Origin of the sequence: Hymenobacter yonginensis, assembly GCF_027625995.1 — a bacterium.
GTDB classification, from domain to species: domain Bacteria; phylum Bacteroidota; class Bacteroidia; order Cytophagales; family Hymenobacteraceae; genus Hymenobacter; species Hymenobacter yonginensis.
Window position 1 is genome coordinate 4,658,610 of record NZ_CP115396.1, and the last position, 16,391, is coordinate 4,675,000.

General features: G+C 64.2%; 11 protein-coding genes (1 of these 11 only partly in view). 6 read left to right on the top strand and 5 right to left on the bottom strand.

What is annotated here, in order from left to right; translation table 11 throughout:
- Positions 1–129: 129 nt before the first annotated feature.
- The gene (locus O9Z63_RS19960) at positions 130–1,128 is read right to left on the bottom strand and encodes an aspartate-semialdehyde dehydrogenase (protein ID WP_270127182.1); all 999 of its coding nucleotides are present in this window, start codon (positions 1,126–1,128) and stop codon (positions 130–132) included.
- A 95-nt stretch (positions 1,129–1,223) separates the two neighbouring features.
- Between O9Z63_RS19960 and O9Z63_RS19965 the strand changes: the two genes are divergently transcribed.
- From O9Z63_RS19965 to O9Z63_RS19975, 3 genes are all read left to right on the top strand, one after another.
- On the top strand, positions 1,224–3,833 hold the full coding sequence (locus O9Z63_RS19965) for a lamin tail domain-containing protein (RefSeq protein ID WP_270127183.1): 2,610 nt from the start codon (positions 1,224–1,226) through the stop codon (positions 3,831–3,833).
- Between the two features lie 201 nt (positions 3,834–4,034).
- Positions 4,035–5,606 carry a DUF1800 domain-containing protein gene (locus O9Z63_RS19970; protein WP_270127184.1) on the top strand — a complete coding sequence of 524 codons (1,572 nt, stop codon included), beginning with the start codon at positions 4,035–4,037 and terminating at the stop codon, positions 5,604–5,606.
- 137 nt (positions 5,607–5,743) lie between these two features.
- Entirely contained in the window at positions 5,744–6,955 is a 1,212-nt protein-coding gene (locus O9Z63_RS19975; RefSeq protein ID WP_270127185.1) for a DUF1501 domain-containing protein, read from the top strand.
- A gap of 101 nt (positions 6,956–7,056) precedes the next feature.
- On the opposite strand, the gene O9Z63_RS19980 is transcribed toward O9Z63_RS19975, so the two are convergent.
- The 4 genes from O9Z63_RS19980 to O9Z63_RS19995 all read right to left on the bottom strand — a co-directional run bounded on the left by O9Z63_RS19980 (position 7,057) and on the right by O9Z63_RS19995 (position 13,331).
- Positions 7,057–7,905, bottom strand: coding sequence for a transporter (locus O9Z63_RS19980; RefSeq protein WP_270127186.1), 849 nt, complete (start codon positions 7,903–7,905; stop codon positions 7,057–7,059).
- Between the two features lie 92 nt (positions 7,906–7,997).
- Positions 7,998–10,250: a TonB-dependent receptor gene (locus O9Z63_RS19985; RefSeq protein ID WP_270127187.1), complete on the bottom strand. Its 2,253-nt coding sequence runs from the start codon at positions 10,248–10,250 to the stop codon at positions 7,998–8,000.
- A gap of 89 nt (positions 10,251–10,339) precedes the next feature.
- Entirely contained in the window at positions 10,340–11,710 is a 1,371-nt protein-coding gene (locus O9Z63_RS19990; protein WP_270127188.1) for an Nramp family divalent metal transporter, read from the bottom strand.
- A 205-nt stretch (positions 11,711–11,915) separates the two neighbouring features.
- Positions 11,916–13,331: a PQQ-dependent sugar dehydrogenase gene (locus tag O9Z63_RS19995; RefSeq protein ID WP_270127189.1), complete on the bottom strand. Its 1,416-nt coding sequence runs from the start codon at positions 13,329–13,331 to the stop codon at positions 11,916–11,918.
- A gap of 157 nt (positions 13,332–13,488) precedes the next feature.
- Between O9Z63_RS19995 and O9Z63_RS20000 the strand changes: the two genes are divergently transcribed.
- From O9Z63_RS20000 to O9Z63_RS20010, 3 genes are all read left to right on the top strand, one after another.
- The gene (locus tag O9Z63_RS20000) at positions 13,489–13,950 is read left to right on the top strand and encodes a GNAT family N-acetyltransferase (RefSeq protein ID WP_270127190.1); all 462 of its coding nucleotides are present in this window, start codon (positions 13,489–13,491) and stop codon (positions 13,948–13,950) included.
- Between the two features lie 95 nt (positions 13,951–14,045).
- Positions 14,046–15,257 (top strand): hypothetical protein, encoded by a 1,212-nt coding sequence (locus O9Z63_RS20005; RefSeq protein WP_270127191.1) that lies wholly within the window; start codon positions 14,046–14,048, stop codon positions 15,255–15,257.
- A 261-nt stretch (positions 15,258–15,518) separates the two neighbouring features.
- A protein-coding gene (locus O9Z63_RS20010; protein WP_270127192.1) for a serine hydrolase crosses the window boundary here: on the top strand, positions 15,519–16,391 show its 5' portion. It continues 417 nt past the right edge of the window; the window shows 873 of its 1,290 coding nt (coding positions 1–873); the start codon lies at positions 15,519–15,521; the stop codon falls past the right edge of the window.

Genomic DNA, 16,391 nt, shown 5'->3' on the forward strand with positions numbered 1-16,391 from the left:
AAAGTTGGATAAGCTCGGATAGATGATATAGCGGGTAAGCGCTGAGTGATAGGTAGCGAGTATTCAGGCTGTCATTAACTGGTTTTATGGCAATGACAGCCTGAATACTCACTACTTGAAAAGGCCGTTCTAGGTCGTCAGCAAGCCCATTTCTAGCATGGCTTCGGCAATCTGCACGGCGTTGGTGGCGGCGCCTTTGCGCAGGTTGTCGGCCACCACCCACAGGTTGAGGGTGCGGGGCTGGGTTTCGTCGCGGCGGAGGCGGCCGACGAGCACGGCGTCGCGGCCGTGGGCGTCTTTGGGCATCGGGTACACGTTGTTTTTTACGTCGTCCACCAGCTCCACGCCGGCGGTGCGGCGCAGGATGTCGCGCACTTCGGCCAAGTCGAATTCCTCGGCGAATTCTACGTTCACGGCTTCCGAGTGGCCGCCCATCACGGGGATGCGCACGGTGGTGGCCGTCACGCGGATGGAGTCGTCGCCGAAGATTTTCTTGGTCTCGTTCACCATCTTCATTTCCTCCTTGGTGTAGCCGTTGTCCTCGAACACGTCGATGTGGGGCAGCACGTTCAGGTCGATGCGGTGGGGGTAGGCGGGGTTAGTGGGCGTCTGGCCGGCACGCTCTTCCAGCAGCTGGTCTACGGCCTGCTTGCCGGTGCCCGTCACGCTCTGGTAGGTGCTCACCACAATGCGCTGCACCTTGTAGCGCTGGTGCAGCTCGTTGAGGGCCACCACCATCTGAATGGTGGAGCAGTTGGGGTTGGCAATGATTTTATCGGCGGCGGTCAGCTCCCGGGCGTTGATTTCGGGCACCACCAGCTTTTTAGTGGGGTCCATGCGCCAGGCTGAGGAGTTGTCGATGACCACGGTGCCGACTTCGGCGAAGCGGGGCGCCTCCTGCTTGCTGATGGAGCCGCCGGCCGAGAAGATGGCTACGGCGGGGCGGGCCGCAATGGCGTCGTCCATGCTCACTACCTTGTATTTCTTGCCTTGGAACTCTATTTCCTGGCCCACCGAGCGGGCGGAGGCCACGGGCAGCAGTTCGGTGACCGGGAAGTTGCGCTCGGCCAGTACTTTCAGCATCTCGGTGCCCACCAGGCCGGTGGCACCTACTACGGCTACTTTCATGTGCATCAAGGATTAGGGCATAAAGGTAAAGCGGTTATCTTTCATGCCATCGTTCTCCCTATCAGGCCCCGCCTGCTTTCCCGACGTTATTGCCCGTGAAAAAACTGCTACTCCTGCTGCTGCTGAGTCCGTTCACGGCCGCGGCCCAGCTCACCGATTCCTTTGCCGACGGCGACTTCACCCAGAACCCCGCCTGGACCGGCGACGCGGCCGCCTTCCAGGCCACCACCCAGCAGCTGCAAAGCAACGGCCCTGCCGTTACGGGCACCCAGCTGCAGCTGGCCACGCCCTGCCAGGCTGCCGCGGGCGGCACCACCTGGGAGTTCTGGGCCAACCTGCGGCTAGCCACCAGCAGTGGCAACTTCGCCGACGTGTGGCTGATAGCCGAGCAAGCCGACCTGAAAGCCAGCGGCAACCGCGGCTACTTCGTGCGCCTCGGCGGCACCCCCGACGAGGTGGCGCTGTTCCGCAAAGACGCCACCGGAAGCCCCGCCTACGTCATCAACGGTGCCGATGCCACGCTCAGCTCTGCCACCAACAACCTCGTGCGGGTGCGCGTCACGCGCTCCGCCACCGACGTCTGGACGCTGGAGCGCGACCTGACGGGCGGCACGACGTTCGTGAGCGAAGGCACGGCTACCGATGCCGCCTACCAGCGCGGGGCCTGGTTTGGGCTGACGCTCACGTATTCGTCGGCCAACAACCGGGCGTTTCTCTTTGACGATTTCCGGGTGACGGATACGGCGGCGCCCCGCGCCATCAGCGCGGGCGCCACCGGTCCGCAGCAGCTCGATGTGACGTTCAACGAGCCGGTGGCGGCCACCCAGAGCGCCGCCAGCTACCGCCTCACGGCCACAGGCGCACCCGCCGTCACGGCCGCCCAGCGCGACGCTACCGACCCCGCCATCGTGCACCTGACGCTGGCCGGGCCGCTGCCGCTGGGCAGCAGTGCCGTGGAAGCCCGTAACGTGCCTGACCTCTACGGCAACACCGCCGCCGGCCCGCTCACGGCCACCTTCAGCTACAGCGGCACGGCCGTGGCCCCGGGTTTCAGCCAGATAATCATCACCGAAATATTTGCCGACGAAACGCCGGTGGTAGGGCTGCCGGCCTCGGAGTACCTGGAAATCCATAACCCCTCGGCCACGGCCGTGCTGGACCTGGCGGGCGCGCAGCTGCTCAAGCCGGGGCAGACTGGTAACCCGGCAGTGTTTCCTGCCGGGGCCACGCTGCTGCCTGGCGAGTACGCCGTGGTGTGCGGCAGCACCCGGGCCCCGCAGTTTGCGGCCTTCGGCAAGGTGTTCGGGCTAAGCAATTTCCCCAGCCTCAGCAACGCCGGCGACCAGCTGCTGCTACGCACCCGCACCGGCCGCACGCTGTTTGAAATCAGCTATTCCGACACATGGTACAAAGACAGCCGCAAGAAAGACGGCGGCTGGAGCCTGGAAATGGTGGATACCGCCAACCCCTGCGGCGGCATTGAAAACTGGACGGCCAGCACCGACGCCAGCGGCGGCACGCCCGGCCGCGCCAACTCGGTACGCGCCGCCAACCCCGACCGTACCGCGCCCGCGCTGCTGCGCGCCCTGGCCCTCAATGCTACCACCGTGCGGCTGTTTTTCGGGGAGAAGCTCGACAGTCTGACGGCGGCCAATGTGGCTCTGTACACGCTCACGCCCGCGGTGGCCGTCACGCGGGCCGCGCCCGTCTCGCCCGATTTCCGGGTGGTGGACCTCACGCTGGGCGCGGCCCTACAAGCCAGCCAGCCCCTGACCGTGACCGTGCAGCGCGCCCTCGACTGCGTGGGCAACGCCGCCGGCCCGGCCACTTCGGCTACGTTCGGGCTGCCCTCGGCCGTGGCCCCCGGCGACGTGGTGGTCAACGAAATCCTGTTCAACCCGCGCACCAGCGCCGTGGATTTTGTGGAGCTGCTCAACCGCTCCGGCAAGTACCTGGATGTGCAGGGCTGGCAGCTGGCCAACATCCGCCCCGACAGCACCGCCGACTCTGAGCCCATCAGCGCCGGGCCCTACGTGCTGGCGCCCGGCCAGCTGCTGCTGCTCACCACCCGCCCCGACATCGTGCAGCGCGAGTACCCCACCAGCTCCGACCCCGCCGTCTTCCTGGCCATACCCGGCTTCCCCACCTTCCCAGACGATGCCGGCATCGTGGCCGTATTCGACGGCCAAGGCCGCCGCCTGGACCGCTACGCCTACAACGAAACCCAGCACCTGCCGCTGCTCACCGACCTGAACGGCGTGTCGCTGGAGCGGATTCGGGCTGCGGGGCCCAGCACGGCGGCCAACTTCCACTCGGCGGCGGCCAGCGTTGGCTACGCCACGCCCGGCCGTCCCAACTCCCAGCAGCAGGACGCGGCCGGCGGCAGCCAGCAGTGGAGCGTGGTGCCCGAAGTATTCACCCCCGATGAGGACGGCCAGCAGGATTTCACCACCCTCAACTACCAGCTCGATGGCCCCGGCTACGCGGGCAGCGTGAGCATTTACGACGCGCAGGGCCGCCTCACGCGCCGCCTCGCCCGCAACGAAACGCTGGCTACCACCGGCTTTTTCCAGTGGGACGGCCTCACCGATAAAGGCCAGAAAGCACCCGTCGGCTACTATGTGCTGCAGATTGAGCTGTTCAAGCCTAACAACGGCAGCAAGCAGGAATACCGCAAAACGGTGGTGCTGGGCGCGCGCTTCTAGATCACAGATGGTGCAGATGCAGCCGCAGATGCCGCAGATGATGTTCTGGTGGATGGATGGATGGATGGATGGATGGATGGATGGATGGATGGCAAACTCGTCTGTCATCACATCCCCACCAGAACATCATCTGCGCTATCCGCGGCTTAATCTGCACCATCTGTGATTTAAACCCGGAGCCACAATCTGCGTCCAACCACCATGACGACGACGCAACAACAGCTCCAGCATCTGTACTGGCGGGCCGGCTTCGGGCCGCGGCCCGAGGATGTGGCGGCCGGCCTCACGCCCCGCAAAGCCCTGCGCCAGATGCTGCGCGATTCCGAGAAAGTGGAGCTGCTCGACAGCCCGCAGATGCGCTATACCGAGCCGCTGGCCCAGTTCCAGCCCGTGGTACCGGCCGCTGGCAAGCCGCAGTCGGACATGGTGACCACGCCCGACCAGACGGCCATGAGCGCCGGCATGGAGGCACCCGTGGCGGCGTTGCCGGCCCGTTCGGCGCTGGCGGGGCCGCAGAAGGGCCGCCCGCAGCCGCCGTTGCTGCGCCGCCAGGACATGAGCGCCCAGCAGCGCAAAATGCAGAACCAAAGCATCCAGCAGGCCTTCTATGCCATGAACACCGGCTGGCTGGCTCGCATGGCTAACTCGCCGGCCCAGCTGCGCGAGAAGCTGACCTTCTTCTGGCACGGGCACTTTGCCTGCCGGGTGCGCCGGCCCGATGCGGCCCTGCACCTCAACAACACCATCCGGCAGCTGGCGCTGGGCAAATTCTCCGACTTGCTGCTGGCCGTGAGCAAGGAGCCGGCCATGCTGCAGTTTCTCAACAACCAGCAAAACCGCAAGCAGCGCCCCAACGAAAACTTCGCCCGCGAGGTGATGGAGCTATTCACGATGGGCCGCGGCAACTACTCCGAAACCGACGTGAAGGAGGCCGCTCGTGCTTTTACGGGCTGGGGTTACAATGCCCAGGGTGAGTTCGTGTTCCGGGAGAACCAGCACGACGACGGCTCCAAAACCTTCCTGGGGCGCACCGGCAACTTCACCGGCGAGCAGGTGCTGGCCATCATCCTGGAGCAGCCACGCACGGCCGAGTTCATTGCTACCAAGCTCTACCGCTTCTTCGTGAATGACACGCCTAATCCGGCCCACATTCAGCCGCTGGCGCAGGCGTTCTTCAAGAGCGGCTACGATATCAGCGCGCTGCTGGAGCAGATGTTTACGGCAGAGTGGTTTTATGAGCCCGCCAACGTGGGCACGCGCATTAAGTCGCCGGTGGAGCTGCTGGCGGGCATCAAGCGCACGATGGGCCTGCAACTGGTGGACGACAAGCCGCTGATTGTGTTTCAGAAGGCGCTGGGCCAGACGCTGTTTCAGCCGCCGAACGTGGCCGGCTGGCCCGGTGGCCGCAACTGGATTGACTCGTCGTCGCTGCTGTACCGGCTGCAGTTGCCGTCGGTGCTGCTGAAGAATGCTGAGTTCAATGTGGCGCTCAAGCAGGACGAAAACGACATTGCGCCCAACCTAACCAAAGCCGAGCGGACGTTTCAGCAGCAGGTGAAAACCACCGTGAAGCTGGCGCCGGTGCAGGCCCTACTCGCCAAAACGCCGGCCCCGCAGCAGTCCGCCGAACTCAGCCGCTTCGTGCTGCAGGCCCCCATCCGCCCCGAAAACCGGGCCCTCATCCAGCAGGCCGCCGACAAAGCCCCCGCCGAAGGCCGCCTCCGCACCATGGTGACCAGCCTGCTGAGCTTGCCGGAATATCAATTGATGTAGCCTTGTGTGCTGAAAAGCATGAGTAATGAACGTCATGCTGAGCTTGTCGAAGCATCTCTACCGCTTCGTTGCAGTAGTAATTCGACGAAGCGGTAGAGATGCTTCGGCAAGCTCAGCATGACCAAACGCAATAGAATATGCCTACCACCCGCCGCGACTTCCTTAAAACCTCCGTGCTGGCCAGCAGCCTGCTGTTTGTGCCTTCGTTCCTGCACGCGCTCGACCGCCAGGGCCTCAAAGACCTGCGCGACGCCCGCGGCCGCCGGCTGGTGGTGGTGCAGCTCGGCGGCGGCAACGACGGCCTCAACACCGTCATTCCGTACCGCAACGACCTGTACTACAAAGCCCGCCCCACGCTCGGCATCCGGGAGACGAGCGGCATTCTGGCTCTTGACAAGGACCTGGGCTTCAACCCGGCCATGACGCGCCTCAAGGGCCTCTACGACCAGGGCCAACTGGCCGTGCTTAACTCCGTGGGCTACCCCAACCCCGACCGGTCGCACTTCCGCTCCATGGACATCTGGCAGAGCGGCTCGGCCTCCGACCAGTACCTGAGCACCGGCTGGCTCGGCCGCTACCTCGACTCGAACTGCCCCAGCTGCCCCACCGCCTACAACGGCCTGGAAGTGGACGACACGCTGAGTTTGGCCATGAAGGGCGACCTGCGCAAGGGCCTGGCGCTGAAGAATCCGGACAGGTTTCATCAGCTGACCCAGAACCAGTTTATCAAGCAGGTGAGCCGCCAACAGCCCGCCGGGACATTATCGGAGTTGGACTACCTCTACAAGACGCTGGCCGAAACCTCATCGTCGGCCGACTATCTGCACCAGACCAGCAAGGTGTATAAGTCGGCGGTGGCTTACCCGAACAGCGAGTTTGGCCGCAACCTCAAAACCACCGCCGAGCTGATCAACTCTGGCGTGGGCTCGCGCGTGTTCTACGTGTCACTCACGGGCTTCGACACCCACGTGCGGCAGCAGGAGCAGCAGGGCAAGCTGCTCGGGGATTTGTCGGACGTGCTGGGCTCGTTTGCCGAGGACTTGCAGAAAGCCGGCAACTTCGACGACACGCTGGTGCTGGTGTTTTCGGAGTTTGGGCGGCGTGTGAGCCAGAACGCCAGCAACGGCACCGACCACGGCACCGCCAACAACGTGCTGCTGCTGGGCGGCGGCCTCAAACAACGCGGCATCCTCAACAATGCCCCCGACCTGCAGAACCTACTCGACGGCGACCTGCGCCACCAGCTGGACTTCCGCAGCCTCTACGCCACCGTCCTGCACGACTGGCTGGAAGCCGACGACAAAGCCATCCTCGGCAACCAGTTCGAGCGGTTGAAAGGACTGGTTTAGTTGTCAGTTGTCAGTAGCGCGAACTTTGTAGTTCGCGTCCCCGCGCCGTTAGAATCGTCTGAATGGCGTGTGGACGCGAACTACAAAGTTCGCGCTACTGCTTACCGCCGGATAACTAGACCGGCGAAATACTCCCGGTCGGCGCCAGAGGTGAGGGCCATGTGGCGGCCGAAATCCAGCTGTATGTTGCGGCTGACGTGGAAAACCGGGCCCAGATTCAGGGCCGACTCCCAGCGGTTGGTGCGCACGTCGTGGCGGCTGGTGCCCTCCACGAAGGCCGCCAGCCAGGGCGTGAAGCCGTAGTCGAAGGTGAGGGACGGGGCGAGGTCCAGGAAATGCTCCTCGGCGTCACGGTCGTAGCTGAGCGAGGTTTCCCACTGGGCGCTCAGGTGTGCATCCTGCGTGAACGTAAACGTCACGGGCAGCAACACGCCGTACTCGAAGCCACCGCTGCCCTGGCGGCCGCCGGCCGGAATGCGCGTGTAGCCAATAACGGCTGCCGCCCAGCGCCCGGCACTACACGAGTCGTTGCCCAGAAAGTTGTGCTTGATGCGCAGCGCCACGTCGCCGAAGCCGCGGCTGGTAGCGGCGGGCTCGCCGGCATCGGCCCACTGCTTTTCCACCACAAACGGATCCACGAACACCTGCACCTCGGTGCGGTCGGTGAGGCCAGTGCGCAGGGCAAAGGCGTTCAGGCGCAGCGCCCGGGTGCGGGGCAACGAGCCGGTCTTGCTGTTGATGAGCCGCAGCGCATCCGTTTCAAACTGCCAATGGCCGGGGTCAACGGTGATGGGACTTTCCGTGACGCCGGGGCGGTCGGCGCTGAGCGGGCGCAGCAGGCGCGCCGGGGCCGGCTTCCGCCACGAATACGGCTGCTCCGGCCGCTTCAGCGTGTCGGGGGTGGCGGTGGGGGAGTGCAGCGCCAGGGCCAGCAGGGAAGTCAGAAACATAGGGAAAGTGGTATGGTGCGCTGCGTACGGAATTATGGCCTTTGGCGTTCAACATTCCCGCTGCAAACGGCCGATTGGCCTGTTTGCAGATGCTACAAGCTGTAGCGCAGCCCCAGAAATGTGCGCCGGCCCTGCAGCGGCGCAAAGTTATAGCTGGTATCGAAAGTGTAGCCCTGCGGATTGTTCTGGTCCACGGTTTTGTCGAAGGGGTCGAAGGCGCGCAGCAGCGCGTGGCGGGGCAAAAAGTCGAGTAGGTTTTTCACGCCGCCGTACATTTCCAGGTGCGGCCCCAGCCGCTTGGTGGCCTGCAGGTTCTGCAAGGAAAACCACGGCGAGCGGCCGGGCCGGAAGTCGTTGGGCTGCACCGGCAGGCGCATGGGCCCGCTCACCTGCCCGGTGTAGTCCACCGAAAGCCCCAGCTGCGTGAAGCTGTAGCTGACCGAATACGTGCCCGAAAACACCGGCGCGTGCAGCTGCGCCACCCGCCGCCGCGCGCCGCCACCCACGGGCCGCTCCATCCGGAAAACGTCCATCAGCGTGATGCCCGCCAGCAGCTTCAGCGGCTTCGTGAACGTAACGTCGGTGTTCAGCGAAACGCCCCGCGAAATGGCGTAGCCGTCGAGGTTGCGGTACACAATCTGGTTGGGGTCGGTGTCGTAGTCGGGGCTGATTTTGTTGGTGAAATAGGTGTAGAACGCGCTGCCATCCAGCGAGAATGTACCGGTTTTGGTGCTGAAGAAGCGGGTGTAGTTGAGGTTGGCGTTCCAGCTCCGCTCCGGCCGCAGCGCCTCCGGCACCACCACCTCCCGCGCCCCGGTCAGGGCCGCGTGGTCTTCCGTAAACAGGTTCACGACGCGGTAACCGTTGCCCACGCCCACCCGCAGCACGCGGCTGCCATCCACAGTGCCCCACTTGTAGTTGAGGCGCGGCGTGACGATGCTGCCGTGGCGCGGGTTGTAGTCGTAGCGCAGGCCGGCCAGCAGCGTGGCGTCGGGCGTCAGCCGGAACTCGTCCTGCGCAAACACGCCGGGCAGATGGATCAGGTCGGGCTGGTTGCGGGTTTCGGAGCCGGTGGCCGGCGTGTTGTCGTCGTACCAGGTGCTGCGGAAGGCCGCGCCCAGCAGCAGGTTGTGCCGGATGCTGGGGCTCTTGGCCCAGGTCAGCTGCCCGAATCCCACGCGCTGGGTGGCGTTGTAGCGCGTGGTGCCGTAGGCCGAGTTCTGGCGGTGCTGGTTGAAGGAGCCGCTCAGCAGCAGCTTCTGGCCCGCCACCGGCAACTGGTACTGGCCCAGCAGCTCGTAACGGCTGGTGTACACACTCTCGCCGTAGATACTGTCGCCGCCCCGGAACTCGGGGCGCCAGCTCAGCTGGCCACCAAACCGGTCTTCGTAGTAGTAGCGGGCCGCCAGGCTGGCCGCGCGCTGCTCGGGCCGCTGCCAGCTCCACTTATTGAACACCGACACCCGCTGCTGGGTGGGCACGTCCGTGAAGCCGTCCTGGTTCACGTCGCGGCGCTGGTTGTAGCCGTAGAGGTTGGTGCTGAGCAGGGTAGAGGCCGCGCCTACCTTGGCTGCGGTGGCCAGGTCCACGTTCAGATCCTGGTGCGAGGTGCCGAAGATGTCGGCCGAAAAGCGGGGCGCCTTTGCCGGGTTTTTGGTGATGACGTTGATGAGCCCGCCCACCGCCTCGGAGCCGTAGAGCGTCGAGGCGGGGCCTTTCACCACTTCCACCCGCTCCACCAGACTACTCGGGATGCCGCTCAGCCCATACACTGTGCTCAGCGAGCTGACGATGGGCATGCCGTCAATCAGCACCATTGTGTAGGGCCCTTCCAGCCCGTTGATGTGGATGTCGCCGGTGCCGCACACGTTGCAGTTCAGCTGGGGCCGCACGCCGTTCACCATCGTCAGGTTCTCGAACAGGCAAGGGCTGGGGTTTTTCTGGAAGTAGCGCGGCGTGTACAGCTCCACCGCCACTGCCGACTCGCTCCGCACCACCTCGCCCAGCGTACCACTCACCACTACCTCGCCCAGCGCGCTGCTGCTGGCTGCCAGCGCTATGCTGACCGTGGCCGGCTGGCCGGCCACCACCGTTACACTGCGTTCGGCAGGCTGGTAGCCCACAGCGCTGGCCACCAGCCGGTAGCTGCCGGGCGCCACTTTCGGCAGCACAAACGCGCCGTTTTCATCGGCCGAAGCCCCCAGGCTGCTGCCCTTCAGCCCCACGCTGGCAAACGGCACCACCTTGCCCTCGGCCCGCACCGTCCCGCGGATGCTGCCGGTCTGGGCCTGGGAAGCCAGCAGCACACCAAAGCAGAGGTATAGAAAGAGGAAGAAGTGTTTCATTTTTAGTGAAGGCTGTTATTTATTTTTAGACTTATCTAAAATGATAAACACAAAAAAGCGCGGAGCCGTAATGGCTGACGCGCTTTTTGCTAGCCGAAGAACGTCTTGTACAGCAGGTAGATGTTCAGCACGATGATGATGCCCGACACCATCCAAGCCACCACCTGCACCCAGGGCCGGTTTACGAATACGCCCATCTTGGCCTTGCTGCTCGTGAACAGCACCAGCGGCACCACCGCAAAGCTCAGCTGCAGACTCAGAATCACCTGGCTGAGCACCAGCAGCTCGCCGGTGCCTTTCTCGCCGTACAGGATAGTCACAATCAGTGCCGGCACCACGGCAATGCCGCGCGTGATGAGGCGCCGCAGCCAAGGCCGCAGCTTCAGGTCGAGGAAGCCTTCCATCACAATCTGGCCGGCCAGCGTGCCCGTGAGGGTGGAGTTCTGGCCCGAGGCCAGCAGCGCTACCGCAAACACCACGCTGGCCGCGCCCGCGCCCAGCACCGGCGCCAGCAGCTTATGCGCGTCGCCGATGTCGGCCACGTCCTGCAGGCCGTTGCGGTGGAAAGCCGCGGCCGAGGTAATGAGGATGGCCGCATTCACGAAAAACGCCAGAAACAGCGCCACCGTCGAGTCGATGGTGGCAAACTTGATGGCCATGCGCTTGCCGGGCTCGGTCTGCTCGATGGCGCGGGTCTGCACGATGCTGGAGTGCAGGTACAGGTTGTGGGGCATGACGGTAGCGCCCAGAATCCCGATGGCAATGTAGAGCATCTTGGGGTTGGTGACGACTTCCGGCTGCGGCACCAGCCCACCCAGAATCCCGAAATAGTCGGGATTCGAAACGATGATTTCGTACAGGAAACACCCAAAAATCACCACGGTAAGGCCCGCCACAATGCTTTCAATCACGCGGAAGCCGCGGCTCTGGAATAGCAGCACTACCAGCACATCCAGAATGGTGAGCACCACGCCCCAAGGCAGCGGCAGCCCAAACAGCAAATTCAGGGCAATGGCCGAGCCGATGACTTCGGCCAGGTCGCAGGCAGCAATGGCCACTTCGCACAGAAACCACAGCACCATCGCCACTGGCTTGGAGTAATGGTCGCGGCAGGCCTGCGCCAGGTCGCGCCCGGTCACGATGCCGAGCTTGGCGGCCAGGTGCTGCAGTAGCATGGCGAAGAGGTTGGAAATCAGGATTACCGACAGCAGCGTGTAGCCAAACTGCGAGCCGCCGGCAATATCGGTGGCCCAGTTGCCGGGGTCCATGTAGCCCACGGCCACCATCAGGCCCGGCCCCCAAAAGGCCATCAGCTTGCGCCAGAACGAGGCGCTGGCGGGTGGCACCTTGATGCTGCCGTGCACTTCGCTCAACGACAACGACGTGCGGGCCCGCCGCCAGCCGGCTTCCGCCACCGGAGGATTTTGCTGTACGGGAGGAGATTGTACTGTTGGAGGCATAAAAGGAAAAAGAGGCAATGAAACGTAAAGATACGTTTTAGGCTTGCCTAAAAATATTTTTAAGACACCATGAATACTGTTTCACGCGAAAAATGTTTCAGCTGCCTTCCCGAACCCCGGCGCATGAGTATCAGCGCCCTATAAAAGCCAAAGCCGGCAGCAGCCCTGGAAACCAAGGCCGCCGCCGGCTTACAGGCCTGGCACGTTACTCCACCATCAGCTTGCGCTGCACCGGCGTGCCGTCCAGCGTAGTCCGGATGGTGTAGAGGCCGGGCGCCACGCGGCGCAAATCCAGCCGGGCTTCGGCGCGGCCCGTCATCGGCACGGTTTGGGTGAGGCGGCCCAAGGCATCGTGCAGGGTGAGTGGGGCGCTGGCCGGGGCCGGCAGGCGCACGGTGGCGGTTTGCGCGGCCGGGTTGGGCCACACGCTCAGGGCCGCCGACTGCGCGTTGCGGGTAGACGCGTTGCGGGTAGAGTTGGGCGCGAAGGCCCGGTTTTCCAGTACCAGCAGTCGGTCGTCGGTGGCGCCGGGCGTGGCGCGGCCGTCGCGGTTGCTGGTTGTCAGGTACACCTTGCCCTGCGGCGACACGCAGATGGCCCGCAACCGTCCGTAGGTGCCGGTCCAGAGGTCGGATTGGCTGGCTACCTGGTCGCCGGCGGCGTTGAGCTGCAGGTTGGTGAGCTTGCCGGCTTTCAAACTCACCATCAGCAGGGAGTTGGCCCACTGCGGAATGGCCGGGCTGTTGTAGGCCGTGATGCCCGCCACCGCAATGGTGGGCGTATAGGCGACCAGCGGCGGCCGCACGTTGTTTGCGGTGCAGAACGCCTGCTCGGCGGGCAGGTTGCAGAAGCCTTCCACGTTGGGCCAGCCGTAGTTGCGGCCCGGCTCAATCAGGTTCACTTCGTCGTCGTTGTTGGGGCCGTGCTCCGAGCTATACAGGCGGCCCGAGGTGGCGCGCACCAGCCCCTGCGGGTTGCGGTGGCCCAGCGTGTACACTAGGCTGCCGGGCGTGGGGTTGTCGGTGGGCACGGTACCGTCGAGGTTCAGGCGCAAAATCTTGCCGTTGAGCGACGCCGGATTCTGGGCTTCGGGCTGCTGCTGGGCGTCGCCGGTGGTCATCAGCAGAGTGCGGTCGGGCAGTATAAGCAGGCGCGAGCCGCTGTGCGTGGTCACGGCCGGAATGTTGCCCAGCAGCACCAGCGGGCTGCCCAGGGTGCCCGCCGTGGCCGAATACGTGTAGCGCACCAGCTTTTCCTTGAGCAGCCCGCCGTCGGTGTAGTTGTACACGATGTACACGAAGGGCGAAGCGGTGAAATCGGGGTGCAGGGCCATGCCCAGCAAGCCGCTTTCGCCGGTTTCGGTCACGTCGGCCACGGTCAGCAGCGGCAGCACCTGGCCGGTGTTGGGGTTTACGCGGCTGATGCGGCCGCCGCGCTCCGTCATCCAGAGGAAGTTGTCGGGCCCCCACAGCAGCTCCCAGGGCGTATCCAGGTTGTTGGCGACGGCCGACAGCGTAAGCGTGGTGGTGCCCACCGTGTAGGTGGCCAGCGCCGGGTTTTGCTGGGCCACGGCCGGAGCCGACAGGCCGGCAATCAGCAGGAAAGTAGCAGTGCGTTTCATGATAAAGAGTCTGAAGGTGAACGTGGTATACTTCCATACGCGCCCCGGCCGATTACGGATTAAACGGCCGCTGCCTGTTGGTTTGTAGCTTTGAAAACACCGCTCGCCGGCTGAGGTTGCCTCCGCCGGCTTTCCGTTTCCATTCCCCTGCTTCGCCATGTTGCTTACCGAGTCCCGCCCCGACGGCTTCACCATCAGCACCGACCCCGCCCGCCTCGACGTGGCCGCCATCCACCGCTACCTGGCCCACGACTCCTATTGGGCCAAAGGCATTCCGCTGGATACCGTGGAGCGGGCCATTGCCAACTCGCTGCCGTTTGGGCTCTACACGCCCGAGGGCCAGCTGGCCGGCTTTGCCCGCGTCGTTACGGATTACGCCACGTTTGCCTGGCTCTGCGACGTATTTGTGCTGCCGGCGCACCGCGGCCAGGGCTTATCGAAGTGGCTGATGCAGGTGGTGTGGGCCCACCCGCAACTGCAAGGCCTGCGCCGCCGCCTGCTGGCCACCCTCGATGCCCACGGGCTGTACGAGCAGTTCGGTTTCGCCCCATTGGCCGCCCCCGACCGGTTTCTGGAGATTCGCCAGCACAATCCCTACGGCGTCGAAACGGCCAATTAGCCGGTGCGCCAGCATTTCGGCGTTGCGCCCGGGCACTCGCGCTGAGACAAGCTGGCTCTGTATCTTGCCGCTCTCCTCACTCCCCACTCTGTTTCATGCCAATTCCCGCCCCCCGGTTCCTGCTGCCTGCCGCGCTGCTGTTCCTCGCCGCCTGCTCCGAGCAGAAGAAAGCCCCCGCCGAAACCGCCGCCCCCGCGCCCCCGCCGCGTCCCGATACCACCTTAGCCGCCGCCCCGCCCGCCACCCCCGCGCGCCCCGATACCGCCTACGTGCACGACGTGGCGGCCTACCTCGCCGGCCAGTCGGTCAGCAAATCCAGCGACCTGCAGCCACTCGCCGCCCAGCCCGCCTGGCAGGCCTTCGCCACCGATGCGGATAAGAGCTGGACCAGCTACCACGCCACCCGCACCACCAAAATCGAGCAGTGGGCCGCCACCGAGCTGGATTCAGTGCGAACGGCCAGCCCCACCGTGTTCTACCCCTTCAGCGGCCCCGATTTGCTCAACGTCGTGACGATGTTTCCGAACAGCAGCACCTACGTGCTGGTGGGGCTAGAGCCGGTGGGCTCCGTGCCGCGCCGCGCCACGCTCAGCAACCCCCGGCTGTTTCCGGCCCTCAAGGCGTCGTTGTGGTCGGTGCTGAACTTCAGCTTCTTTCGCACCAACGACATGGCCGTCGACCTCAAATCGGTGGAGCTGGATGGGGCTCTGCCGCTCATCATGCTGTTTGCGGCCCGCACCGGCCACCAGATTCAGGAGGTGCGCTACGTGCAGCTCTCCACCGAAGGCCAGCTGACCGCCGCCGACAGCACCGTTATCCGTCGGCCCGGTCCCAAGGTCATTCCCGGCGTCGAGCTGACCATGCTCAGCCCAGCCGGCAAAGAGCAGAAGGTGCAATACTTCTCTGCCGACATCAGCGACTGGAAAATGGGTACCAATAAGGAAGCCGTGGTGCAGTACGTGGCCGGCCTCGGGCCGCTGGCTACCTACGTGAAATCGGCCACCTACCTCATGCACAAGCCCTATTTCAGCAAAATCCGCAACCTCATCCTCACCCGCAGCAACTACCTGCTCCAGGATGATTCCGGCATTGCCATGAAGTACATTCCAGCCGTCGACTGGCGCTTCACCTACTACGGCACTTACAAGCGCCCCATCAACCTGTTTGCCAAGCACTACCAGCCCGAGCTGACCCGCGTCTACACCGATACCACCAACCGGCCGCGCCCCCTCCCTTTCGGCACCGGCTACAACTGGCGCCAGAACGATTCCAACCTGCTGCTGGCCCGCCGCAAAACGATGCTGTAGCGCGCAGGCCCCAGCAAACCATCAAATAGCCACCCCACGCAAGCCACGGCCATTGCCGTGGCTTGTTTCGTTATTGAGTTGCGCCTGCAGCCAACCAATCAACACTTCATTGCCAGCTCCGCTGTGGGGCAGGGGAGAAGAAGCCTGCTTATGAGGCCTACTTATATAGAGTATGTTTTCGCGCAACTAATGTCTGTCTCGCTGATTGCGTAATTTTCGAAGATGAGCCACTCTTATATAATAGGTGTACTCCGGTGCTGTATGCTGCTGCATTGCCTCGCGTGGCCATGCTTTGCGCTGGCGCAATCCGCTACCGGCTCGCCAACCGCAGTTGCGCCCAACTCAGCCACCCAGCAATCCGCCAACAGTCCGCTACTCGACAGCCTGCTGCACACCGACCCCCAACTAGTCCGCATCGCCGACAACCCCCGCGAATACGAACTGCAGATCATCTACACCCAGATCAACCGCGACGAGCACAACCAGCCGCATTTCATCCAGCACAACTTCCAGCTTGACGCCCGCCAGTATTTCAACCCTGCCAGCCTGATAAAGCTGCCCACCGCCGCACTGGCCCTCGAAAAGCTCAACCAGCTGGCCCGGCCCGGCCTCACCCGGCGCAGCCCTATGGCCACTGGCACCGCCTTCCGCTGCCAGACCGCCGCGCCCTACATCCCCGCCGCCGACTCCGACCAACTCAACACCGTCGGCAACTACATCAAGCGGATGCTGCTCGTCAGCGACAACAACGCCTACAATCGGCTCTACGAGTTCCTCGGCCAGCGCCCCCTCAACGAACGTCTGGCGCAATTAGGCTACACCGACACCCGCATCGTGCGCCGTTTCGCCCCCTGCGACCCGGAAGCCAACCGCCACACCAACCCCATCAGCTTTTTCACAGCCGCCGGGCAGCCACTCTACCAGCAGCCCGCGGCTATCAACCCTGAGCCGTTCAGTTATCCGCTAGGCCACATCACCAAAGGCCGCGCCCACCAGGCCGGCGGCCGCATCATCGCCCAGCCCTACGATTTCACCACCGCCAACTACCTCCCTCTGCAGCACGTCACCGACATGCTCAAGGCCATCCTGTTTCCGCAAGCCACCCCCACCACCCAGCAGTTCCAGCTAACTCCC